Origin of the sequence: Bradyrhizobium sp., from assembly GCF_019244115.1 — a bacterium.
Classification (GTDB): Bacteria; Pseudomonadota; Alphaproteobacteria; order Rhizobiales; family Xanthobacteraceae; genus Bradyrhizobium.
The window spans coordinates 1-22,142 of the sequence record NZ_JAFATE010000095.1 but is presented as its reverse complement, the minus strand read 5'-3'; the positions used below and the strand labels follow the sequence as shown (position 1 = coordinate 22,142).

The following is a 22,142-nucleotide window of genomic DNA, read 5'->3' as shown; positions in this document are numbered from 1 at the left end:
GCGGAGACGTCGGCGAGCAGATGGCCCCTGCAGATGAAATCCATCGATTGCAGATGCGCAAAACCCGGCGCGCGGATCTTGCACTTGTAGGGCTTGTTGGAGCCGTCGGCGACCAGATAAACGCCGAACTCGCCCTTCGGCGCCTCGACCGCGGCATAGACCTCGCCCTCGGGCACGCGCACGCCCTCGGTATAGAGCTTGAAGTGGTGGATCAGCGCCTCCATCGAGCGCTTCATCTCGCCGCGTTTGGGCGGCGCGATCTTGTTGTCGGCGACCACCACCGGTCCCTGCCCGTCGTCCGCGCGAAGCTTCTGGATGCACTGCTTCATGATGCGCACGGACTGGCGCATCTCTTCCATGCGGATCAGGTAGCGGTCGTAGCAATCGCCGTTCTTGCCGATCGGGATGTCGAAATCCATCTCGGCATAACACTCGTAGGGCTGCGCCTTGCGCAGATCCCAGGCGGCGCCCGAGCCGCGCACCATCACGCCGGAAAAGCCCCATTCCCAGGCCTGTTGCAGCGTCACGACACCGATGTCGACGTTGCGCTGCTTGAAGATGCGGTTGGCGGTCAGCAGCCGGTCGAGGTCGTCGACCACTTTCAGGAACGGATCGCACCAGGCGTCGATATCGTCGATCAGCTTTGGCGGCAGGTCCTGGTGCACGCCGCCGATGCGGAAATAGGCGGCATGCATGCGCGAACCGGAGGCGCGCTCATAGAACACCATCAGCTTCTCGCGCTCCTCGAACCCCCATAGCGGCGGGGTCAGCGCGCCGACGTCCATCGCCTGCGTCGTGACGTTGAGGAGATGCGACAGGATGCGGCCGATCTCGGAGTAGAGGACACGGATCAGCTGCCCGCGGCGCGGCACCTCGATGCCGAGCAGCTTTTCGGCCGCGAGACAGAACGCGTGCTCCTGGTTCATCGGCGCGACATAATCGAGCCGGTCGAAATAAGGAATCGCCTGCAGGTAGGTCTTGTGCTCGATCAGCTTTTCGGTGCCGCGATGCAAAAGGCCAATGTGCGGGTCGACACGCTCGACGACTTCGCCGTCGAGTTCCAGCACCAGCCGCAGCACGCCGTGCGCCGCCGGATGCTGCGGCCCGAAGTTGATGGTGAAGTTACGCAGACCTGGGCTTTGTTCATTCATGGGGCGCCCTCCGCACTGGTGCGAATAGGGAGTAGCGAATAGCGAATAGGATCACGACTTCGGTCCGGCTTTCTCGTCGCCGGGCAGCACCGGATAATCGGCGCCTTCCCAGGGCGAGAGGAAATCGAACTTGCGGAATTCCTGGTTGAGGCGGACCGGCTCATAGAGCACCCGCTTCTCCTGGCCGTCGTAGCGGACTTCGACGAATCCGGTGAGCGGAAAGTCCTTGCGCAGCGGGTGGCCGTCAAAACCGTAGTCGGTCAGGATGCGCCGCATATCGGGATGACCGGTGAAGATCACGCCGTAGAGGTCGTAGGCCTCGCGCTCGAACCAGTCGGCGCCGGGAAACACCTCGATGATCGAGGGCACCTGCGTGGTCTCGTCGGCTTCAGCCTTAAGGCGGATGCGTGTGTTCAGGGTCGGCGACAGGAAGTGATAGACGACGTCAAAACGCTTCTCGCGGCCGGGATAATCGACCGCGGTGATGTCGGTGATGTTGACGAAGCGGCAGGAGGGGTCGTCGCGCAGATAGCGCACCACGTCCACGATCCGGCCCGCCTCGACCGCCAGCGAGAGCTGGTCGAAAGAGACGTCGTATCCTGTCACCGCACCGGACAGTGCGGCCTTGATGGATTCACCGAGATCGGAAAGCCTGCTCACTTCTGTCCCTCTAGCTCTTTTCCGTTCTCAAGCACGTTCCGGCCACCAGCCTGCGCAAGAGCGCCCGCCTCTGCTCATGCTGCGCGAGATTCTCGGCGCGCATTTCACGAAGCAGCGGCACGATCATGTCAGCCGGTTCGGTCATAAGGCCCCTTTCTCAGCGTTCGATCGTGCCGGTGCGCCGGATCTTCTTCTGCAGGAGCAGCACGCCGTAGAGCAACGCCTCCGCGGTCGGCGGACAGCCCGGCACATAGATATCCACTGGAACGATGCGGTCGCAGCCACGCACCACCGAGTATGAGTAGTGGTAATAGCCGCCGCCATTGGCGCAGGAGCCCATCGAGATGACGTAGCGCGGCTCCGGCATCTGGTCGTAGACCTTGCGCAGCGCGGGCGCCATCTTGTTGGTCAGCGTGCCGGCCACGATCATGACGTCCGACTGCCGCGGCGAGGCGCGCGGGGCGAAGCCGAAGCGCTCGACATCGTAGCGCGGCATCGACATCTGCATCATCTCGACCGCGCAGCAGGCGAGCCCGAAGGTCATCCACATCAACGAGCCGGTGCGCGCCCAGGTGATGAGGTCGTCCGCCGCCGCGACGAAGAAGCCCTTGTCCGACAGCTCGTGGTTGACCTCGAGAAAATACGGATCATTGGCGCCAACCGGCTTGCCGGTGGCGGGATCAAGAATACCGGTCGGGGCCCGCGCGATCGCCGGCCCGGTTCCCGGGGGTGTGGCGGTCAGTCCCATTCGAGTGCGCCTTTCTTCCATTCATAGGCGAAACCGATCGTCAGCACGGCGAGAAACACCACCATCGACCAGAAGCCCGTCGCGCCGAGCTTGCCGAATGCCACCGCCCACGGAAACAGGAACGCCACTTCGAGGTCGAAGATGATGAAAAGGATGGCGACAAGGTAGAAGCGGACATCGAACTTCATCCGGGCGTCATCGAATGCGTTGAATCCGCATTCATAGGCCGAGAGCTTTTCGGGATCGGGCTGCTGGAACGCAACCACGAACGGCGCGATCAGCAGCACGAGGCCGATCACGGCAGCCACCCCTATGAACACGACAAGTGGAAGATAATTCTGCAGGATGCCGGTCATCGGCGCTACCTTGATGAGTTCACGGCCTTGGAATGCCGCAGATTCGCTTGGATTGGAATTGTTCTGGAGCCTTAGCGCAGCGCAACAGGGCGCGCAAGACAAGCAATCTTGACGGTTTGTACCACGCTGGCAAACCGCAAGTAGGTGTTGCGGCGGCGTACCGCAACGCGCGAACCGATTGCAACTTCGTGCAAGTCGGAGCGCGACGCTGACCGCCAAAATCAATCCAGCTCCCGCTCCGCTGCCAGCATCGCTTCAGCCTTGACCGTCAGGCGGTCGATATGATCGAGCAGCATTGCGACCTCCCGCTCTGACAGCCCTTCCAGCAGCCGCTCCATGCGCTCTTGCGCCCCGGCGACGATCGCGTCATGGGCGGCAAGTCCGGCCCGGGTCAGGCAGACCAGCACCTCCCGGTTGTCCCGCGGGTTGCCGGATCGCGCCACCAGTTTTCGCGAGACGAGACCGGCGAGCGCCCTGCTGATCTGGCCCTTGTCCATGCCGACCGCATCGGCAAGCCGCGCCACGCTCATCGGTGGCCGCCGCCCGAGCGAGGCCACCAGCCCGAACTCGACCGACGACAGCCCGACCAGCCGCTTGTAGCGGATGATGGCGCCGCGCTTGAGCAGGTTGGCGAGCACCATCAGCCGCGACGACAACATCGCCGTGATCGGCGCCAGCTCCGCGACGTCGTCCGTCAGCGCAACGGGTCCTGCATCCTCAGTCATGGCCAACCTTTGCCGACAAAACGCCCCGCTGCCAAGGCTACCGCGGCCGCGGTAAATGCAACTCAACCGGCTTTAGGAGAAATCGTTGACATTGTCATCTATCTGCGATCCACTCGCAACAGGCTTGTCACTGCAAAAATGAACTGGCGAGTGCGGAGGCAACGATCATGACCATCTCGCAGCGGGATCGCGAACTCGGCACCGGCTACGCATTGAGGCCGCCCACGACCCGCACCGAGCTGACATCGGTCGGCCGGGCTACCCCGATGGGCGAACTCTTGCGCCGTTACTGGCACCCGGTCGGGCTTAGGTCCGATGCCAGCGATATCCCCAGGAAAGTGCGCGTCCTCGGCGAAGACCTGATCCTGTTTCGCGACCGGGGCGGCCGCATCGGGCTGCTGCATGCGCGCTGCTGCCATCGCGGCACCACGCTCTATTATGGCAAGGTCGAAGACGACGGTATCCGCTGCTGCTATCACGGCTGGAAGTTCGACACCGAGGGCCGCTGTCTGGAGCAGCCCTGCGAACCGGAAGACGGGTTGTTCAAGGACAGGGTGCGCCAGCCCTGGTACCCGGTCGAGGAGCGCTACGGGCTGATCTTCGTCTATATGGGACCGGCTGAGAAAAAGCCGGCGCTTCCGCGCTACGAGTGCCTGGAGACCATGGACGAGGGCGAGTTCGTCGAGGTGGACGACTCATCGATCGGCGGCGGAGGACCCGCCATCATCCCCTGCAACTGGTTGCAGCATTTCGAGAATGTGATCGACCCCTATCACGTCCCGGTGCTGCACGGCTCCTTCAGCGGCGCCCAGTTCACCAACATCATGGCCTCGATGCCGGACGTCGCATTCGAGACGTCGCCGCGCGGCGTGCTGGTGCGCTCAATCCGCCGCCAGGACGACGGCAAGATGTTTTATCGGGTGACGGAAGCCGCGCTCCCCACGCTGCGGGTCGTGCCCAATCCGCGGGTGGCACAATTCGCCAGGGTCGAATCCATCGGCTGGACGCTGCCGATCGACGACACCTCCTTCCGCATCTATGTCGCCGGACGGGTGAAGCAGAGCGGCGACATCGGCCGGATGCGATCAAAATTCAACGGCAAGCTATGGCGGGACATGACCGAGGGAGAGCACCAGCAATTCCCCGGCGATTATGAGGCGCAGGTCGGCCAGGGCGCGCAGACCATCCATTCGGAGGAGCATTTTGGGCAGAGCGACCGCGGCATTTTGATGATCCGCCGCCTGCTGACCGAGCAGTTGGAGGCGCTCGCCGCGGACAAGGATCCAATCGGGGTGTCGTTCGACCAAAACGCCCCGCCGGTTCAGTTCGAGGCAGGAAATTTCATTCGAGAATCATGAAATAAGATCCCGTCCAAGAAGAAGTACGAGACAGGGGAAGCAATGGTTGATATCGCGCCGCAGGCGATCGGACCGGCGGAGATCGCTGCCGCACCATCGGCGCGGCGATACTATGTGCTTGGCGTCCTGACCCTGGTCTACGCGCTCAACTTCCTCGACCGCACGATCTTCAATGTCCTGATCGAGCCGATCAAGAAGGAGTTCGCCCTCAGCGACACCGCCATGGGGCTGCTCGCCGGGTTCGGTTTCGTGCTGTTCTATTCGCTGCTTGGCATTCCGATCGCCCGCGTGGCGGACCGCCGCAACCGCCGGAACATCGTGGCGCTGGCCTTCGCCTTCTGGAGCGGCATGACCTTCCTCTGCGGCATGGCCACGAACGTGACGTCGCTGGCGCTCGCGCGGATCGGCGTCGGGCTTGGCGAATCCGGAAGCTCGCCGGCCTCGCAATCGATCGTGGCCGATCTCTTCAGCAAGAACGAGCGCCCCCGCGCGCTCGGCATCTTCGCGATCGGCACCTATCTCGGAATCTTTCTCGGCTATTTTGTCGGCGGCTTCGTCAACCAGCACTATGGCTGGCGGATGGCGTTCTATGTCGCCGGCCTGCCCGGCGTCGCGCTGGCCGCACTGCTCTGGCTGACGATTTCGGAGCCGAAGCGCGGCGCGATGGCCGAGACGTTTGCGCCCGAGCCGCTCGGCGCCACGCTGCGCTTTCTCGCCTCGCAGCAGAGTTTTGTGATCGTCTTGATCGGCTTCTGCCTCACCACCTACACCAATTATGCGACCGCGGCCTGGGTGCCGCCCTTTTTGGCGCGCGTTCATCACCTTTCGAGCGCCGAGATCGGCACCTATGCCGGCACCTTCAAGGGCCTCGCCGGAATGGCGGGCACGCTGCTTGGCGGCCTCATGGTCGCGCAGATCAGCCGCCGCGACGACCGCTGGAAGCTGTGGGCGCCGGCGATCATGTCCGCCCTTGCAGGACCGATGTTTGCGCTGTGCATGCTGACACCGGATTTTGCGACCATGGTGACCGCGCTCGCCCTCACCTCCTTCCTGGTTGGCTTTCATCTCGGACCGATCTTCGCCGTCGCACAGACGGTGGCCCGGCCCAGCATGCGCGCGCTGGCATCGGCGCTGATCGCGCTGACCGCAACCTGCTTCGGCCAGGGCGTCGGCCCGCTCACCGTCGGCATGATCAACGATGCACTGAAGAACGATTACGGCACTGACGCCGTGCGCTACTCCCTATTGTCGGCGAGCTTCACGACGATACTGGGTGCGCTGCTGTTCGTGGGGGCGGCCCGGACGATCCGCGCCGATATTGCGCGCGCCGCGTGATCCAGGATGGCGCGATTTCCCGGCCGCGATCAAGGAGCCCGCTACCGTCGCCGGTAAGGAGAAACGCAGGGTCGGGCTCCACGAAACCATTTCGGGAACCCGATGAAACCAAGTGGAAACAGTCGCAGCTTATGGATGTAGCCAACCAAAGGCGCCTTGAGACGCCGGGGAGGCTTCGAGATGAATCACTCCATTCATTCCGCGGATCGTGCGACGCATATGAAGATCGTGCTGGTGGCGCTGGTTGCGGGCGTGATCGTGGCCACGCTCGGCATGGTGGCCCGCAGCAACGTGGAATACAGCCAGACGGTTCAGGTCATCAAAGCCGGCAAGCCCGTGGCGATCACCAGCTCGGACAACTCGATGCTCCGCTGAGCCCTCCTTCCCGACAGGTTTTTGCAGGCGGCCGCCTCCGGGCGGCCTTTTTGCATCCAGCTCTCATTCATCCCTCGCTCGACAGCGCCTCGCGACGGATCGGCAGCAGCCGTTCCCCGGCGACCTCACCGCTCCAGATCGATCTCAGGCCGGCCACGATCTCGGCTCCATACACGCCGTAGGGGATTTCGATCGATTTCAGCCACGGCGCCACCCACCGACTGAGCGGCGTGCCGTCAATACTGACGAGCTCACAGTCGCCCGGGATCGCCAACGCCTGCTCCCGGGCGCGCCGGGCAATGCCATAGGCAATCTGATCGCTCACGCAGAGAACGGCATCGGGCATTCGGTGCGCAACGAAGAGGCGCGCGGCAGCGTCGTAACCGACCTGGAGGTGCGACAGACCTTCGCCCGCTTCGCGGATGATCGCCTCCTCGGCCCACCCCTGATCGAGCAGCCGCGCGACAAAACCATCGACGCGGCCCGTCGAGGCCGACGAGCCCTCGCGCGGCGACACCACCGCAAGGCGGCGACGGCCGCGCGCAAAAAAATGGTCCGCCGCCGCCGCACCGGCCGCGCGGTCATCGATGCCGACGAAGGCGCCGGCCCCAACCGGATTGCGACGGTTGACGAACACGATCGGCGCACCCTGCTCCGAAATCTCCTTGAGGCCCGGACTTGCGACCGCCGCGATCAGGACAAAACCGCGCACCCGCTGCGCGCGCATCGCCACCAGATATTCGTCCTGAAGTTCGGCGCGGTCGTGTGTATCGCAGAGGATCGTGACATAGCCTGCCTCGCGGAGCGCAGTCTCGGTAGAACTCGCGATCGTCGCCATCGCCGGGTTGTCGAGATTGGCCGCGAGCACGGCGACGAGCTGGCTCTCGCCACGCCGCAGCGCACGGCCGGCCGGGTTGGGCCAGTACCCGACCGCCTCGATCGCCTCGCGCACGCGGGCAACGGTCTCCGGTGAGGCGCGGCGTGTCTCGCCATTGACGATGCGGGACACCGTCGAGACCGAGACTCCGGCTCGTGCGGCGACGGTGGCAAGCGACACGTCCTCGGGTATTGGCCTCGCCCTGGCCTGATCGTGTGGTCTGCTCATTGTCCTCTAGGACCGCCCCTTCGCTCGGGTTCGCGCGCACATGTTCCGGATATAACCCGAATCGAGCACTTGACAGGCTAGGCAAACGTTTGCCAAAAGAAACTTAATACACCTCCGATCCCCAGATGGGTCGGGGAGGCAAAAAGCGGCACATGCGGTGTCGCCCGAGGAAACGATCAACACCGTGAAGACCGGGGCTCTGATCCTGGGATCGCCAGTCAGGCCAGCGCGGTTTGGGAGGAAAACGGCGATGCGTGCCGCAAAATCAATCATCACGATAGCCGCGCTCGTCCTGCTCGCCAGTCTCGGTACCTCGATCGCCGAGGCAACGACCTTGCGCATGACCTGGTACTCGGACGGCAATGAGGGCGAGGTCATGGCCGATCTCCTCAAGCGTTTTCAGGAGCAGAACAAGGACATCGAGGTCGTCCTCGACCAGGTGCCGTTCAAGGCGATCAACGAAACGCTGCCCGTGCAGCTCGCGTCGGGACAGGGACCTGACCTCGCTCGCATTACCGACATGGGCGGCCTATCGCGCTATGCGCTCGACCTCAGGCCCTATCTGAAGGACCCCGCCTATTGGGAGGCGAACTTCGGGCCGTTCCTCGCCTGGATGCGGCCTGCCGGCGACACCACGGCTATTCCCGGGTTGATGACGCAGCTCACCGTGACCGGCCCGTTCGTCAACAAGACGCTGTTCGAGCAGGCCGGCATCGCGATGCCGGGTGACAAGGCGACATGGGAGGAATGGGCCAAGGCGGTGAAGGAGGTCGCGGCTAAGGTGCAAGCGCCCTTCCCGCTCGCGCTCGACCGCTCCGGTCACCGCTTCTATGCGGTCGCGATGTCGCAGGGCACGAAGGTGTTCGGCGCCAATGGCGAGCCCGAAGTGGTCGACGACGGTTTCAAGCGCGCCGCCCAGCTCGTTTACGACTGGCATAAGAGCGGCGTGATGTCGAAGGAGATGTGGGGCTCGGTGGCGGGCACCGCCTATCGCGGGGCCAATGACGAGTTCAAGAACGCCCAGGTCGTGATGTATCTCTCGGGCTCCTGGCAGACCGCGCAGTTCGCCAAAACCATCGGCAACGATTTCACTGGATCGCGGTGCCCAATCCCTGCGGCCCGGGCGGCTGCTCGAGCATGCCGGGCGGTGCGGCGCTGGTCGCGTTCAAGAGCACCCAGCACCCGCAGGAGGTCGCGCGGCTGATGGAGTATCTGGCCAGCGAGCCCGTGCTTGCCGAGTTCTATTCGCGCAGCCTGTTCGTCCCCGGCCATCTCGGCCTCGCCAAGAAGGGCGTCGCCTATCCGAGCGCCAGTCCCGAGGCCGCCGCCGCGCTCAAGGTGTTTGGCCGCAGCGCCAGCGACATCTCGCCCATCGCCTACCGCACGCAGGGCTATGTCAACAGCCGGATCATCTTCAACGCCGTGATCAGCCGCCTCGGCCAGGCGGTCTCCGGCGAGACGACGCTGGACGAGGCCTATAAGCGCGTCACCGCCGACGTCGCCCAGCAGATCGCCGAGCGCAACAAGCAGTGAAGCCCGTGGGCGCCGGGCCGGCGATGTCGAACCAGCCATCCATGACGCAAGCTAGCAAGGCTGCGGCGCCAGCCGCGACCTTGCGCGCGCGGCTCGGCGAGGTGGCAGCATGGCCGGTCCGTGTTGTGCTCGGCCTGCTCGATCCGCCGATGCGAGGGCTGCAGCGCCTGATCGGTGCTGGCCGCATGCCCTACGTCTTCCTGGCGCCGAATTTTCTGTTCTTCGGTCTGTTCGTGTTCCTGCCGATCGCCATCAATGTTGTGTTCTCGGTCACCGGTGGCACTGCGCTGTTCCCATCGCAGCGGCCCTATGTCGGCGCCGACCAGTACGCCTACCTGTTCGATTGCGGGTCCTACCTCGACCCGGGAAGCTGCAGGGAGGACCATTTTTGGCGCGGCGTCGGCAACACGGCGCGGTTCGTCGTATTCCAGGTGACGGCCATGGTCGTCTTTTCGCTCGCCACCGCGCTCGTCCTCAATATGAAGATCCGCGCCCGCGGTTTCTTCCGCGCGGTGTATTTCTTTCCCGTGCTGCTGTCGCCTGTCGTGGTCGCGCTGATCTGGAAATGGATCCTACAGCGTGATGGGCTGCTCAACGCTGTTATCACCACGCTCGGCGGCCAGAAGATCCTGTTCTTCGTCGATCCGAGCTGGGCGATGTTCTGGGCCGTGTTCGTGTCGGTGTGGGCCCATATGGGGTTTTACACGCTGATCCTGCTTGCCGGCCTGCAGGCGATCTCGACCGACCTCTATGAGGCGGCCGAGATGGACAGGACCCCGCGCTGGCGCGTGCTTTTGCGGATCACGCTGCCGCTGCTGTGGCCGAACCTGATCGTCGTGATCGTGCTGTCGCTGATCCGCGGCGTGCAGACCTTTGACGAGGTGTTCGTGCTCACCGGCGGCGGCCCGGGCACCGCGACGCTGATGATCGTGCAGTACATCTATGAGACCGCGTTTGCGAACCAGGTCCAGAACTTTGGCCTCGCTGCCGCGGCTTCCGTCGTGCTCGGCCTCGTGCTGTTCGTCCTCACCCTCGTGCAGCTCGCCGTCGCGCGGCGCAAGGAGGCCTGAGATGGCGAGCTTCATCGGCCTGCTTGGCAACAAACGCAACGGCGCCGGCCGTCCCGTGGATTGGACCGACATCGCGGCCTACGCCTATCTCGCCCTCGGCGTCGTGATGATGTTCGGACCGGTCCTGTGGCTGGCCGTCTCATCGTTCAAGACCCAGAGTGCGCTGCTCGAATTCCCGCCATCGTTCCTCCCCTTCGCGCAAGCCGAGGTGACGGTGCCGGGCCAGCCGCAGCCGCTGCCGCTGTTCCGGGCGACGCTTCCGGACGGAACGGTCAAGGAGCTCGCCCAGGTCAGGCGGATCGGGCTCGTCGCTGTCATGATCGATCCGGCTGATCCGTCGCAGCAGTATCGGATCGCGATCGACAAGCGCGAGCCGGTGCGGCGCATGGCGCTGGCGACGTCGAACTACACCGAGCCGCTCCGGCAATTCGCCTTCATGACTTACTTGCGCAACTCCGTCTTCGTCACGGTGGTCGCGACGCTGATCACGCTGCTGATCAACTCCATGGCGGCGTACGCGCTCGCGGTCTACGAATTCCGCGGCAAGGCCGCCGCTTCGGTCGCCGTCATCGGCACGCTGATGATCCCGATCACCATCATTTTGGTGCCGGTCTATCTGGTCGTGACCAAGCTCGGGCTGGTCAACTCGCTGTGGGCGGTCATCCTGCCCGGCGCGGCCACGCCGACCGGCGTGTTCCTGCTGCGCCAGTACATGCTGACGCTGCCAAAAGACCTGATCGAGGCCGCGCGCATGGACAAGGCGTCGGAGTGGCAGATCTACTGGCGCATCGTGATGCCGCTGACCCTGCCCGCGCTCGCCGTGCTCGCGATCTTCTCGATCATGTGGCGCTGGAACGAGTTCTTGTGGCCGCTCGCGGTCCTCGCCAAGACCGAGGTCTACACGCTGCAGATCGGCCTCAACGCCTTCCAGGGCGAGCTGCAGACCCAGTGGCATTATCTGCTCGCGATGACGGTCGTGACGCTGATCCCGGTCGCCCTCGTCTTCGTCTTCCTCCAGCGCTTCATCGCCACGGGCATCGGCTCGACGGGCATGAAGTGACCGATTGGACCGCCTGGCATGGCTGACTTGAAACTCACAGCTGCGCGCAAATCCTTCGGCACGATCGACGTCCTGCACGGCATCGATCTCGAGGTGAAGGATGGCGAGTTCGTCGTCTTCGTCGGACCCTCCGGCTGCGGCAAGTCGACACTGCTGCGCATGATCGCGGGGCTCGAGACGCTGACGAGCGGCGAGATTTTCATCGACGGCGGGCGCGTGACGCACCTGCCCGCCAGCGACCGTGGGCTCGCGATGGTGTTCCAGTCCTACGCGCTCTACCCGCACATGAGCGTCGCGAAGAACATGGCGTTTGCGCTCGAGAACATGGGGCTCAATCGCGCGGAGATCGACGCGCGCGTCACACGCGCGGCGACCATGCTGCGACTCACCGATTATCTCGACCGCAAACCAAAGCAGCTTTCCGGCGGCCAGCGCCAGCGCGTCGCCATCGGCCGCGCCATCGTGCGCGATCCAAAGATCTTTCTGTTCGACGAGCCGCTGTCGAACCTCGACGCCGAGCTCCGCGTCGCGACCCGCAAGGAGCTCGCCGCGCTGCACGCCGAGATCGGCGGCACCATGATCTATGTGACCCACGACCAGGTCGAGGCAATGACGCTCGCGGACCGCATCGTGGTGCTGCGCGCCGGCCGCATCGAGCAGATCGGCGCGCCGCTCGATCTCTACAACCGCCCGGCCAACCTCTTCGTCGCCGGCTTCATCGGCTCGCCGCGCATGAACCTCTTGCCCGCCGCCGTGCTGTCCGCCGAAGCCGCAAGCTTGCGGCTGCGGATCGGCGCGGCCGAGCTGACGGTGCCGCAGGCCGCACCCGGACTTGCGCAGGGTACCGCGGTGACCGTCGGCATCCGTCCCGAACACATCGCGGCCGACCCGGAGCGCGGCACGCTCGATGTGACGGTCGATCTCGTCGAACATCTCGGCGGCGAGACCTTCGTCTATGCCGCCGCGGCCGACCTGCCGCAGATCACGCTGCGTTGCGACGGCCAGAGGCCGTTGTCGCGCGGCGATGCGATCAGCATCCGTTTCTCACCCGAGCATTTGCATCTGTTCGACGCGACCGGCGCGGCCATCGCCCGCCCCTGACCTTCCCCGGAGTTTTGTCTGATGAAAGCCCTGACCCATGGCCGTTTCCTCGGCCTCGACGGCAATGCCGCGCTGTTCGAGCTCGCGACAGCTCCCAAAGGTGCAGCCCTGGCGACGATCCGTGTCGCACTCCTCGAAGGCGATATCGGCCGCGTCACGCTGCGCCGTCCCGAAGGCTACCGGCTCGACCGCGGCTGGGCGATCGCGCCGAACCGGCTGGAGCCGCCATTCGAGGGCAGGCCACGGGATTCTTTTGCCGGCTTCTCCAATCCGATCACAACAGCCACTGAGAGCGATGGCGTTGTTACGGTCGCGGCACCAGGCCTCGTCGCCGAAGTGCGGCTTGCGCCGTTCGGCATAGCCTGGCGGCGCGACGGCGAAACCATCGCGTTCCTGCGCGACCGGCCAACCCAGGCCTATTTCCTGTCGCGCAAGACCGGCGCGCTCTCTCACGTGATGGAGCGGCACGAACACGAGCGCCATTACGGCCTCGGCGATAAGGCGGGTCCGCTCGACCGCACCGGCCGCCGCTTCGCGGTCGATGCCGTCGATCCCTGCGGCTACGACGCCGAACTGTCCGATCCGCTCTACAAGATGCTGCCGTTCTTCATCGTCGACGGCCCGCGCGGCGCCCACGGCGTGTTCTACGACAATCTGGCGCTCGGCTCCGTCGACCTCGGCTGCACCATCGACAATTACCACGGCCTCTTCCGCAGCTACCGCGCCGAGGACGGTGACCTCGACTACTACATCCTCTCAGGCCCGACCGTACCTGAGGTGACGCGGCGCTTCTCCTGGCTGACCGGCGGTCAGGCCTTTGCGCCGCGCTGGACGCTCGGCTTTGCCATGACCACGATGACGATAGCCGATGCGCCCGATGCCGACGCCCGCATCACTGGCTTCATCGAGGACTGCGCCCGTCACGGCATCCGCTGCGACAGTTTTCATTTCGGTTCCGGCTACACGTCGATCGGCCATCGCCGCTACGTCTTCAATTGGAACCGCGACAAGTTTCCCGATCCGGCCGCGACCATGGCCCGCCTCAAGGCCGCCGGCCTGGAGCCCGTCACCAACATCAAACCCTGCCTACTCGACGATCATCCAAGGCTCACCGAGGCGCGCGCGATGGGAATTTTGGTCAGGGACGGGGACACCGGCGAGCCCGCGGTCGCGCAGTTCTGGGATGGCCTCGGCTTCCATGTCGACTTCAGCAATCCGGCCGGCCGAAAATGGTGGGCCGACGGCATTCGCGACGCGCTGCTGGCCTACGGCGTCACCGCCGTGTGGAGCGACAACAACGAATATGAGATCTGGGACGAAGATGCGCTCGCTGACGGCGACGGGCGCCCCTATGCCCTGTCGCTGGCGCGTCCGGCGCAGGCGCTGCTGATGCACAAGCTCGCCTACGAGACGGAGGCCGGAAAAAATCCTGCCAAGCGTCCCTATACGATCACCCGCGCCGGCGGCGCCGGCATCGCGCGCTACGGTCAGACCTGGAGCGGCGACAACGAGACGGCCTGGAAGACGCTGCGCTACAACCTGACCCAGGGCCTCAGCATGAGCCTGTCGGGTCTCTTCAACATCGGCCACGACGTCGGCGGCTTTCACGGCCCCTCGCCGGGACCGGAGCTGTTCTGCCGCTTCGTTGAGTTCTGCGCGCTGTGGCCGCGCATGGTAATGAATTCCTGGAAGACGAGCGGGATCGTCAACACGCCCTGGATGCATCCCGAGGTGCTGCCGCAGGTCAAAGCCGTCCTGGACCTGCGCCATGCCCTGCTGCCCTATCTCTACACCCAGATGTGGCGCGCATCGGCCGAGCACGTGCCGGCGGTCCGGCCGCTGTTCTCTGATTTTGCCGCCGATCCGGCCGCGCGCGATGTCGAGGACGCCTTCATGCTGGGTCCGGATTTGCTGGTCGCACCCGTGCTCGAAGAGCACGCGACGACGCGCGAGATCTACCTGCCCGCGCATCCCGGCGGCTGGTACGACTGGCACGACGGAACGCGTTTCGACGGCGGGCTCCGCGGGACCGTAGCCGCCCCGCTCGGCCGTCTGCCGCTGTTCGTCCGGGCCGGCGCGATCGTCCCGGTCGAGGAGAACGAGGGCCTTACGGCGGTCGTCTTCACGGGCGGCGATGGCAAAGCGGCCGGCACGCTCTATCTCGACGACGGCGAGACGGCGCGCTGGCGCGAAGACGGCCGAACCTTCGCGCTCCATTATCGCGACAATCGCCTGGACATCAGCGGTGAGACCGCGCCCACGATGCGCATCCACGTCCGTGCGGGATAACGATCGGCACGGACGCCGTGCTTCTTGCGCTCTTCGGCTGCCTCAACCTCATCCGTCAATGGTCTCCGCTACGAGCAGGGCGCCCACGAGGGGCGCCCCTACGTCATGCCGACCTTGTAGGGGCGACCCTCGTGGGCGCCCACCGCTGGCGCAAAGCAATCGCGATCTGCAGGCGAACCTATCTGCCGAACGTCGCATCCGTCGTGCGGCTCGCCGACCAGGTGCGCGCGGCCGCGCCGTCATCAAGGGTTCGAAGCACGACACCGGCTCATAGAGTCGAATCGCGAAAATGGGCTGGGCTAAGGGCTATGAAACCATTGCCAAAATGGCGCGAGAGACGGGGCTCGAACCCGCGACCTCCGGCGTGACAGGCCGGCGCTCTAACCAACTGAGCTACTCCCGCGTTTCGCGATGACCCGCGGAGACGTGGGACTTAAAGGGGCCATCATTGCAAGTCAAGCACGTTGAGAAAGCCCTTGCGGGGCAGGCGTTTTTGCGATGCTGATGCAAAAAATGGCCGTTTTGCAGGCCAAACAGCGTAGTCAGCCGCCTCCCGAATCGTCTAAGGCCTGCTACGTCTAGGTTTTTGAAGCCATTCCTAACAACCAAGGAGGGCCAGAAATGGCGAAGAAAGCAGCGACCCCGGCCACGATCACCCTGAAGCATCTGGCGGCGGCGATCGCCGAGGAGCAGGAACTTTCCAAGAAGCAGGCCGAATCCATACTGACCGACATGGTCACCCGGATCACCAAGCACCTGAAGAAGGGCGAGCGCATCCGCATCGTCGGACTCGGCATCCTCCAGGTCCGCAAGCGTGCAGCGCGCATGGGCCGCAACCCGGCGACCGGCGAGGCGATCCATATCAAAGCCAGCAAGAAGGTGGCGTTCCGCCCGGCCAAGGAACTCAAGGAAGCCGTCTGAGCGGCGCGCCTTGCGATCGGCTCGCGCTTCGGCGTCATTTCAGCCGGCTGATCCCCGCAACCGGCTGGTCCTTGGAATGACGCTTTTGCTGTATAAGAGCGACCTGGCTCCTCCCTTCCTGCAGCGGATTTCATGGTCGCCTCGAACATCGCGTTCACGCACACCGTGACCGAGCGCCTGTTGCGCTACGTGGTCATCGACACGCAGTCTGATCCCAGCTCCCCGACCTGCCCTTCGACCGAGAAGCAGAAGGACCTCGGCCGTCTGCTCGCCGCCGAATTGAAGGAAATGGGGCTGACCGATGCGCATCTCGATGACCATGGTTACGTCTACGCGACCATTCCGGCCAACACCGCAAAGCAGGTGCCGGTCATCTGCTTCTGCTCGCACATGGACACCTCGCCGGACTGCACCGGCAAGAACGTAAAGCCACAGATCGTCAAGAATTACGGCGGCGGCGACATCGTGCTGCCGGGCGATCCTTCGCAGGTGATCCGTGCCGCCGAGCATCCGGCGCTTGCCGACCAGGTCGGCAACGACATCATCACGACGGACGGGACCACGCTGCTCGGCGCGGACAACAAGGCCGGGATTGCCGAGATCATGGACGCGGCGCATTTCCTGCTAAAGCATCCCGAGATCAAGCACGGCACCATCAAGATCCTGTTCACGCCCGACGAGGAGATCGGGCGCGGCGTCGACAAGGTGGACCTGAAGAAGCTCGGCGCCGATTTTGCCTATACGATCGACGGCGAGACCGCCGGCCATATCGAGGATGAGACCTTTTCCGCTGATGGCGCCACCATCACCATCGAAGGCGTCTCGACCCACCCCGGCTTTGCCAAGGGCAGGATGGAGCACGCGATCAAGATCGCGGCTGCGATCATCGCGCGCCTGCCTAGGGAAGGCTGTTCGCCCGAGACCACCGAAGGCAAGCAGGGTTTTCTGCACCCGATCGGGATCGAGGGTGCGCTGGAGCAGGCCACGATCGGCTTCATCGTGCGCGACTTCAGTGAAAGCGGCCTCAAGGAAAAAGAGGCGCTGCTGGAGCACATCGCGAGGGATGTGATGAAGGATTTTCCGCGCTCGAAATACAAGTTCGAGGTCAAGCCGCAATACCGCAACATGAAAGAGGTGATCGACCGCCACCCCGAGACCGTCGATTATGCGGTCGAGGCGGTCCGCCGCGCCGGGCTTACCCCGGTCAAGACCTCGATCCGCGGCGGCACCGACGGCTCCCGACTCTCCTTCATGGGCCTGCCTTGCCCCAACATCTTTGCCGGTGAGCACGCCTTCCACTCGCGCCTGGAATGGGTCAGCCGCCAGGACATGGAGAAGGCGGTGCAGACCATCGTGCATCTAGCGATGATCTGGGAAGAGCGGGCCTGAGCCCGCCGCAGTAATCCCGCAGTCCGTCAGCCTGTGCGCAAATCCAGCGCCCCTGTGCATTCATCCGGGGGTGATTGTCAACCGGCGGAGTAATACTCCCGGTTGCAGCCTCACCCCTGCCATTGTTGTGACGGTTCGGCCGCCCTGCCGCCCGGCGGGGGTCACGCATGAACCACCTTGGGGTCACAGGCTGATGGCAGATCGTCTGCAAATGACATTTGCGCACATTCGAAACTGCCTGCCCAGCATTCTGCGATCCGCGGGCACGGTGTTGCTGATCATGATCGTGACGTTGTCGGCGACCGAATTGTTGCTGCGACTCGCAAACTTTCGCGAACTGCGCCAGGACCTGAGCGAGCGGTCGCTGACCTATGGCTACGATGCCGAGCTCGGCTGGGCACCCGTCCCGAATTCGGCCTCGACGGTGACGACCGCGCGCACCATTCATGCGAGCCACAACAGCCTCGGCTTTCGCGATATCGAGTTCAAGCGCGGCGAACGGCCGATCATGCTGTTCATCGGCGACTCCTTCGTCTGGGGGGTCGATGCCGAGGCGGGGGAGCGGTTCACCGACCTGCTGCGCACGCGCCTGCCGCAATATCAAATGGTCAATGCCGGCGTCTCCGGTTACGGCACCGACCAGGAATATCTCTGGCTGAAACGCATCTGGCCCAAAATCCATCCCGATGTGGTCGTGCTGTTCTTCTGCACCGACAATGACCGCAAGGACAACACGAGCAATGTCCGCTACGGCCGTTACCGCAAACCCTATTTCCAGACCGCTGCGGATGGCACGCTGCAGCTCGCGGGCCAGCCGGTGCCGAAATCGCTGCAGCTCCTGATCAAGGAAAGCTGGCTGGTGCGGCACCTCTGGTTCGCGCGGGTGGCGGCCCTGGCCAGCGTCGAGCTCTCATCTCCGCCGGTCGAGGTGCCCGATCCCACCGAACATCTCGTCGGCAGGATCCACGACTTCGTCGGTGCGCATGGCGCAAAACTCCTCGTCGCGTTGCAGTCGACCGACGACCGCCTGATCGCCCGGCTCAAGGCCGACCAGATTCCCTATGTCGCGTTCGACGGTGCGGCGGCCTACGGCATCGAATATGGCTCGCATTTCACGCCGGAGGGCAATCAATTCGCCAGCGATCGCCTGCTCGACCTGATCAGTGCCACGGTCGCAGCGCCATCCGGTGCGCAGACGACGGCGAGCGCGACGGTCGGCAGGACCCTGGGCTCGACCAACTGACGATCGTTCAACCCGGGCGCGCGGTGACGATCCAGGTCGAGCCGGCGAGTTCGACGCGGTCGCCCCGCACGAACGGTTTCAGCGCTTCGCGGACCGAGTCCATCGCCCGCGCCCGCGTCTCGGCAGAGTGTCCCTCCAGCGCCCGGCTCGCCGGCCCGATTTCGAACGCGCCGCGCACGGCCGCCTCGAGACCGCCGCCAATCGCGATGTCGAGCGACAGATCGCAGCGTTCCAAAGCGATGTCGGAATAGCCGGCCTCACGGAGAATGCGCTGTACGCGCTCCTCCGAGGCGAAGGCGAACGGGCCGGGCTCCTCCGGCCCGACCTGCGGCAGCCTGGGCACGTGCTGATAGACCGCCTGCAGGGGCGCCATCATCCAGGGATTGTCGCGCGGCTCGCGCCAGCAGGCGAATGCGACCCGTCCCGACGGACGCAGCGCCCGGCGCAGATTGGCAAAAGACAGCACGGGATCGGCAAAGAACATCACGCCGAAACGCGAGATGAGCAAGTCAAACGTCTTCGGGTGGAAAGGATAGACGGTGGCGTCCGCGAGTACGAAGTCGAGCGGCAGTTCCGCCGGTGCGACCTGCCGCGCCCGCTCGAGCATCGGCGCGGAGATGTCGACACCGAGCACGAAGCCGGCAGGCGCGACCGCCAGCGCAAGGACGATGCTGGTCGACCCGCAGCCGCAGCCGACATCGAGAACCCGCTCGCCGGGCTCGACGCCGGCGCGTGCAATCAGCGTTTGCGAGACCGGTCCGAGCAGCACGTCCTGGGATGCCTGCCGGTCCGACCAGCGCTGGCCGCCGGGCCCGTTCCAATAGGCGATCTGGTCGGCGTTCTTGTCGTGGCCAACGGGCACGTTCATCTGCACATTCCCTCGAAAGGCCTGGGCCATTCGCCTCAAGACGCGACGTCAGGCCGCCTGCGCGCGAAGGATGGCCCAAAACCTAGATGATCGCTGTAGGTGAGTCCAAACCCGAACGCGGCATCCCTGGCGGCATCCCAATCCATGCAACCAAACGGGGAACCGCGTCAACATCACGCCAAGCGCCTTTGTTGAAGATGGAACCGGATGCTCGCATCCGTTGTGGAAGTTTTGACTGCCGCGCGCGATAAGGCAAAAAATTGTATTGATAACAATAGCTTATTTGGGTTCCAGCGCCAGGAAATGACCTTGTCGCCGCCACATTCTGGCCACGTCCGGTTTCTTAAAGCCGAAATGCGGAATGACTTCCGCACTGCGAAGGGCTGCTGGACGGACCTGATCGTCCACTTTTTCGAAACAGCAGCCTTCTCGATCGCTTGCAGCGATCTCCCTTCCCCTAAAAGAGGAATGACAGTCATGCGTAAGACGGTAGCTGCAATTGCAATGGTTTGCGTATGGGGTTCGAGCGCCGAAGCTCGAACACACCATCGTCACCATTCCCATTATTCTCATCACCATCATCATCATCGATACGCTTCCGCCGGGTATTCCCATTCCGGGCGGCCTCGGGCCTGGTGCGGCTGGTATATGCGGACGCAGGTCGGTAGCGACCCCGGTCCGGAATACAACCTGGCCCGATCCTGGGCTCACTATGGTACCAACGCCGGCGGACCTACGGTCGGTGCGATCGTGGTGTGGCGGCACCACGTCGGCAAGATCGTCGGCCATGAGAACGGCCAGTGGATCGTGCAAAGCGGCAATGACGGCCATGCGGTACGAACCCGCCCGCGGTCGCTCGCCGGCGCAATCGCGTTCCGTCGCGCTTATGGAATGATGTGAGCAGGAGGCGCCCGCGCCGTATCGCAGCGCGGGCCTCGTCTGTTGGCGGCCCGGTGGTCGCTGCGCGACCTATTAGCCGCCGCAGCTGGAGCAGGAGTTCGCGATGTCCGGCCAGCGCCGCGTCTGTTCGTCGGTCCAGCCGGGCACGGCAAAGCGTGCCGGTGGGGTCACTGGCGAGGTGACGCCCGGGCTGGGATCGGCGCCGCCATTTGGGGTGCGCCCGGGCTCGCATAATTTTTGTTGTCACGTCCGTCCAGGTGGCTCCAAGCGGCCGGAGACGGTGGTACTCTCCATAAGCAAATGGGGGCCTTGTCCTGGCCCATCTGGGATTGCTCCGGATGCGCCTCACTGTGCAGGAGGCCGCTGCCATGCACCTTCACATGTATCGAGACGAAAGCCGGTCCGGTCACCTCGACCTTGTGGGTGAAGGCGACCACCCGTGGACCGTCGACTTGGTCGCCGTCACAACCGCAGCCGTCCTTGTGGTGAGCTTCATCATTGCGCTCATGGTGCAATTGGTCCGATAGGCCACGCCGGTTGGCTCTTCGACGGCGCCCGGGCGATGGCGAAATGCCGCTATCACCATGTCGCGCCGACGTAGCGCGCGCTATCTATCCCGGCGTGGCGCGTTGCCTATGAGGTTACCGAGCAACACTCAGCGGAATTGATACTGAGCTGGGTTTCGGTACCTCCGTTCTTGCCATCGGGCGCTCTAGTGATGGGGAGGCAGCCGAGCGTTCGCGCCGTCCGGGGATCGTGGCTGATCGAAGCGCGGCGCCCGGCTGTCCCGGCCGCGCGGCGGTGCGGCCACGTCAACAAAATCATCGTTGAATTAAAGAAGATTCAACCATGTCGCCGATCCTCTTCATTCCGGGAATCATACGGTGCTTTTCGGCGCTCCCGCTCCCGCCGCCATTGCGCCCTCGTCAACGATTCAGTTCGGGTGCCAATTCAGACTGGCGCCCGACACGGTTCATCGAATCACCTTGTTATTTTTGGCGGCCTTGCGCTGCATCTGCGACGCCGTGACATTGCTGGCGTTCAAGGCTCGCACGATCCCGATGCGGACGGGCAGCGTATCCCCATCGTGCTCGACCACCAGAAGCAACGCCTGCACCGCTGCCCGCCATTCGGGCCGGTCGTGCGTCGCCTTCGGCAGCATCTGGATGAACTCGCCGGCATCACGAAGACTGCGCAGCACGCGTCCATCCGTGAGCTCGATCGGATCGCGGAAGAATTGCTGCCAACTCATCGGAGCGCGTCCCATGCGGCGAGGAAGGCGATGTTAGCCCTTTCAGGACTTGATGCCTCCGTTACCCGCTCAAGCGTTTCTGCTTTCGCCTGCATCATATCCATATTCCCCGGGGGAACGCCGAGGGTCGACCTCTCGCCGGATAGTTCCTACGGGATCCTATGCGATTCGTCCCCGCAATGCCCGTAGTTCACCGGGGTCGCGCGGCGAAGCACGATCGCACCGGCAGAAATCAAACGCTCGGCCAATGAAGGTGAGCGGGGCGGCAGCCATGAAGCGCCGGCGCTGAGCGCATGCGAAGCGCAACCGCCAGCGGCCACGGCCGGCGGTTGAAACGATAACCTAATTTCAACCGACCGCACCTATCAATCGAACATCACGGGTGAAGCCTGCATCCGCGATCAGCCAACTCCCGCCGGTGCACCGCACGCCGGCGGGAGTTTCGTTTGACGGGACTTCGCTCGCGCACCTTAGTCGCCCGTTGCGCCGCAGCCGCGAGTCCGACTCATATCAGTCCCAATCCTGATCATTGCGGTAGTAGGCGCGGTTCCCCGATTCATGTTCGAGGCGGCCAGGGAGCCGCGCTTTTGAGTACGGCGAAGTCCCGATCAGTCTGGCGTCCACCAAGCTATGTCCTGCCGATCGCGAACCATTCGTTGGCCAGCATGCGAGGATCGACATCGCTATTGGGGTGGTGGTCGCC

General features: G+C 64.3%; 21 protein-coding genes and 1 tRNA gene. 13 read left to right on the top strand and 9 right to left on the bottom strand.

Annotated features, from left to right (window positions below; all coding sequences use genetic code 11):
- The 5 genes from JOZ76_RS04540 to JOZ76_RS04520 form a co-directional block, all read right to left on the bottom strand.
- Positions 1 to 1,151: NADH-quinone oxidoreductase subunit D (locus JOZ76_RS04540; RefSeq protein ID WP_291697431.1), on the bottom strand; the 1,151-nt coding region annotated here is incomplete at its 3' end.
- Between the two features lie 51 nt (positions 1,152 to 1,202).
- On the bottom strand, positions 1,203 to 1,811 hold the full coding sequence (locus tag JOZ76_RS04535) for an NADH-quinone oxidoreductase subunit C (RefSeq protein ID WP_291697430.1): 609 nt from the start codon (positions 1,809 to 1,811) through the stop codon (positions 1,203 to 1,205).
- A 157-nt stretch (positions 1,812 to 1,968) separates the two neighbouring features.
- Entirely contained in the window at positions 1,969 to 2,559 is a 591-nt protein-coding gene (locus JOZ76_RS04530) for a NuoB/complex I 20 kDa subunit family protein (RefSeq protein WP_291697429.1), read from the bottom strand.
- Positions 2,550 to 2,915 carry an NADH-quinone oxidoreductase subunit A gene (locus JOZ76_RS04525; RefSeq protein ID WP_291697428.1) on the bottom strand — a complete coding sequence of 122 codons (366 nt, stop codon included), beginning with the start codon at positions 2,913 to 2,915 and terminating at the stop codon, positions 2,550 to 2,552. The genes JOZ76_RS04530 and JOZ76_RS04525 overlap by 10 nt, the downstream gene beginning before the upstream one ends.
- Positions 2,916 to 3,136: 221 nt before the next feature.
- Positions 3,137 to 3,640 (bottom strand): MarR family winged helix-turn-helix transcriptional regulator, encoded by a 504-nt coding sequence (locus tag JOZ76_RS04520; protein WP_291697427.1) that lies wholly within the window; start codon positions 3,638 to 3,640, stop codon positions 3,137 to 3,139.
- A 167-nt stretch (positions 3,641 to 3,807) separates the two neighbouring features.
- Between JOZ76_RS04520 and JOZ76_RS38530 the strand changes: the two genes are divergently transcribed.
- The 3 genes from JOZ76_RS38530 to JOZ76_RS04505 all read left to right on the top strand — a co-directional run bounded on the left by JOZ76_RS38530 (position 3,808) and on the right by JOZ76_RS04505 (position 6,708).
- On the top strand, positions 3,808 to 4,998 hold the full coding sequence (locus JOZ76_RS38530) for an aromatic ring-hydroxylating dioxygenase subunit alpha (RefSeq protein WP_291697426.1): 1,191 nt from the start codon (positions 3,808 to 3,810) through the stop codon (positions 4,996 to 4,998).
- A 42-nt stretch (positions 4,999 to 5,040) separates the two neighbouring features.
- Positions 5,041 to 6,333, top strand: coding sequence for a spinster family MFS transporter (locus JOZ76_RS04510; RefSeq protein ID WP_291697425.1), 1,293 nt, complete (start codon positions 5,041 to 5,043; stop codon positions 6,331 to 6,333).
- A 180-nt stretch (positions 6,334 to 6,513) separates the two neighbouring features.
- Positions 6,514 to 6,708, top strand: coding sequence for a hypothetical protein (locus tag JOZ76_RS04505; protein WP_291697424.1), 195 nt, complete (start codon positions 6,514 to 6,516; stop codon positions 6,706 to 6,708).
- A gap of 67 nt (positions 6,709 to 6,775) precedes the next feature.
- Here JOZ76_RS04505 and JOZ76_RS04500 read toward each other — a convergent pair whose 3' ends face one another.
- A complete protein-coding gene (locus tag JOZ76_RS04500) occupies positions 6,776 to 7,813 on the bottom strand; it encodes a LacI family DNA-binding transcriptional regulator (RefSeq protein ID WP_291697423.1) in 1,038 nt (345 codons plus the stop codon).
- A gap of 250 nt (positions 7,814 to 8,063) precedes the next feature.
- Between JOZ76_RS04500 and JOZ76_RS04495 the strand changes: the two genes are divergently transcribed.
- The 6 genes from JOZ76_RS04495 to JOZ76_RS04470 are packed head-to-tail and all read left to right on the top strand — an operon-like array spanning position 8,064 to position 14,866.
- Positions 8,064 to 9,017, top strand: coding sequence for an ABC transporter substrate-binding protein (locus JOZ76_RS04495; RefSeq protein ID WP_291697422.1), 954 nt, complete (start codon positions 8,064 to 8,066; stop codon positions 9,015 to 9,017).
- Positions 8,951 to 9,346 carry a hypothetical protein gene (locus JOZ76_RS04490; RefSeq protein ID WP_291697421.1) on the top strand — a complete coding sequence of 132 codons (396 nt, stop codon included), beginning with the start codon at positions 8,951 to 8,953 and terminating at the stop codon, positions 9,344 to 9,346. The genes JOZ76_RS04495 and JOZ76_RS04490 overlap by 67 nt, the downstream gene beginning before the upstream one ends.
- 41 nt (positions 9,347 to 9,387) lie before the next feature.
- Positions 9,388 to 10,416, top strand: a complete 1,029-nt coding sequence (locus tag JOZ76_RS04485) for a carbohydrate ABC transporter permease (RefSeq protein WP_291697420.1) — start codon at positions 9,388 to 9,390, stop codon at positions 10,414 to 10,416.
- A gap of 1 nt (position 10,417) precedes the next feature.
- Positions 10,418 to 11,476 carry a carbohydrate ABC transporter permease gene (locus tag JOZ76_RS04480; RefSeq protein WP_291697419.1) on the top strand — a complete coding sequence of 353 codons (1,059 nt, stop codon included), beginning with the start codon at positions 10,418 to 10,420 and terminating at the stop codon, positions 11,474 to 11,476.
- Positions 11,477 to 11,494: 18 nt separating this feature from the next.
- Positions 11,495 to 12,577, top strand: a complete 1,083-nt coding sequence (locus JOZ76_RS04475) for an ABC transporter ATP-binding protein (RefSeq protein WP_291697418.1) — start codon at positions 11,495 to 11,497, stop codon at positions 12,575 to 12,577.
- Between the two features lie 21 nt (positions 12,578 to 12,598).
- Positions 12,599 to 14,866 (top strand): glycoside hydrolase family 31 protein, encoded by a 2,268-nt coding sequence (locus JOZ76_RS04470; protein ID WP_291697417.1) that lies wholly within the window; start codon positions 12,599 to 12,601, stop codon positions 14,864 to 14,866.
- 326 nt (positions 14,867 to 15,192) lie between these two features.
- Here JOZ76_RS04470 and JOZ76_RS04465 read toward each other — a convergent pair.
- Positions 15,193 to 15,269 (bottom strand) — tRNA-Asp (locus JOZ76_RS04465).
- A 191-nt stretch (positions 15,270 to 15,460) separates the two neighbouring features.
- Between JOZ76_RS04465 and JOZ76_RS04460 the strand changes: the two genes are divergently transcribed.
- The 3 genes from JOZ76_RS04460 (at position 15,461) to JOZ76_RS04450 (ending at position 18,419) form a co-directional block, all read left to right on the top strand.
- Entirely contained in the window at positions 15,461 to 15,787 is a 327-nt protein-coding gene (locus JOZ76_RS04460) for an HU family DNA-binding protein (protein WP_291697432.1), read from the top strand.
- 132 nt (positions 15,788 to 15,919) lie between these two features.
- Entirely contained in the window at positions 15,920 to 17,176 is a 1,257-nt protein-coding gene (gene pepT, locus JOZ76_RS04455; RefSeq protein ID WP_291697416.1) for a peptidase T, read from the top strand.
- Between the two features lie 211 nt (positions 17,177 to 17,387).
- A complete protein-coding gene (locus tag JOZ76_RS04450) occupies positions 17,388 to 18,419 on the top strand; it encodes an SGNH/GDSL hydrolase family protein (protein WP_291697415.1) in 1,032 nt (343 codons plus the stop codon).
- A gap of 7 nt (positions 18,420 to 18,426) precedes the next feature.
- Here JOZ76_RS04450 and JOZ76_RS04445 read toward each other — a convergent pair whose 3' ends face one another.
- Positions 18,427 to 19,287, bottom strand: coding sequence for a class I SAM-dependent methyltransferase (locus tag JOZ76_RS04445; protein WP_291697414.1), 861 nt, complete (start codon positions 19,285 to 19,287; stop codon positions 18,427 to 18,429).
- Positions 19,288 to 19,494: 207 nt separating this feature from the next.
- On the opposite strand from JOZ76_RS04445, the gene JOZ76_RS04440 reads away from it, so the two are divergent.
- A complete protein-coding gene (locus JOZ76_RS04440; RefSeq protein ID WP_291697413.1) occupies positions 19,495 to 20,187 on the top strand; it encodes a hypothetical protein in 693 nt (230 codons plus the stop codon).
- 973 nt (positions 20,188 to 21,160) lie between these two features.
- Here JOZ76_RS04440 and JOZ76_RS04435 read toward each other — a convergent pair.
- Entirely contained in the window at positions 21,161 to 21,439 is a 279-nt protein-coding gene (locus tag JOZ76_RS04435) for a hypothetical protein (RefSeq protein ID WP_291697412.1), read from the bottom strand.
- Positions 21,440 to 22,142 lie beyond the last annotated feature (703 nt).

Excerpts from the sequence above, each read along its gene's own strand:
- JOZ76_RS38530 (WP_291697426.1), top strand. The coding sequence starts at position 3,808 with ATGACCATCTCGCAGCGGGATCGCGAACTCGGCACCGGCTACGCATTG.
- JOZ76_RS04480 (WP_291697419.1), top strand. The coding sequence starts at position 10,418 with ATGGCGAGCTTCATCGGCCTGCTTGGCAACAAACGCAACGGCGCCGGC.
- JOZ76_RS04490 (WP_291697421.1), top strand. The coding sequence starts at position 8,951 with ATGCCGGGCGGTGCGGCGCTGGTCGCGTTCAAGAGCACCCAGCACCCG.
- JOZ76_RS04445 (WP_291697414.1), bottom strand. The coding sequence starts at position 19,287 with ATGAACGTGCCCGTTGGCCACGACAAGAACGCCGACCAGATCGCCTAT.
- JOZ76_RS04470 (WP_291697417.1), top strand. The coding sequence starts at position 12,599 with ATGAAAGCCCTGACCCATGGCCGTTTCCTCGGCCTCGACGGCAATGCC.
- JOZ76_RS04520 (WP_291697427.1), bottom strand. The coding sequence starts at position 3,640 with ATGACTGAGGATGCAGGACCCGTTGCGCTGACGGACGACGTCGCGGAG.
- JOZ76_RS04495 (WP_291697422.1), top strand. The coding sequence starts at position 8,064 with ATGCGTGCCGCAAAATCAATCATCACGATAGCCGCGCTCGTCCTGCTC.
- pepT (WP_291697416.1), top strand. The coding sequence starts at position 15,920 with ATGGTCGCCTCGAACATCGCGTTCACGCACACCGTGACCGAGCGCCTG.
- JOZ76_RS04450 (WP_291697415.1), top strand. The coding sequence starts at position 17,388 with ATGACATTTGCGCACATTCGAAACTGCCTGCCCAGCATTCTGCGATCC.
- JOZ76_RS04435 (WP_291697412.1), bottom strand. The coding sequence starts at position 21,439 with ATGAGTTGGCAGCAATTCTTCCGCGATCCGATCGAGCTCACGGATGGA.
- JOZ76_RS04510 (WP_291697425.1), top strand. The coding sequence starts at position 5,041 with ATGGTTGATATCGCGCCGCAGGCGATCGGACCGGCGGAGATCGCTGCC.
- JOZ76_RS04525 (WP_291697428.1), bottom strand. The coding sequence starts at position 2,915 with ATGACCGGCATCCTGCAGAATTATCTTCCACTTGTCGTGTTCATAGGG.
- JOZ76_RS04505 (WP_291697424.1), top strand. The coding sequence starts at position 6,514 with ATGAATCACTCCATTCATTCCGCGGATCGTGCGACGCATATGAAGATC.
- JOZ76_RS04485 (WP_291697420.1), top strand. The coding sequence starts at position 9,388 with ATGACGCAAGCTAGCAAGGCTGCGGCGCCAGCCGCGACCTTGCGCGCG.
- JOZ76_RS04500 (WP_291697423.1), bottom strand. The coding sequence starts at position 7,813 with ATGAGCAGACCACACGATCAGGCCAGGGCGAGGCCAATACCCGAGGAC.
- JOZ76_RS04530 (WP_291697429.1), bottom strand. The coding sequence starts at position 2,559 with ATGGGACTGACCGCCACACCCCCGGGAACCGGGCCGGCGATCGCGCGG.
- JOZ76_RS04440 (WP_291697413.1), top strand. The coding sequence starts at position 19,495 with ATGCTCGCATCCGTTGTGGAAGTTTTGACTGCCGCGCGCGATAAGGCA.
- JOZ76_RS04475 (WP_291697418.1), top strand. The coding sequence starts at position 11,495 with ATGGCTGACTTGAAACTCACAGCTGCGCGCAAATCCTTCGGCACGATC.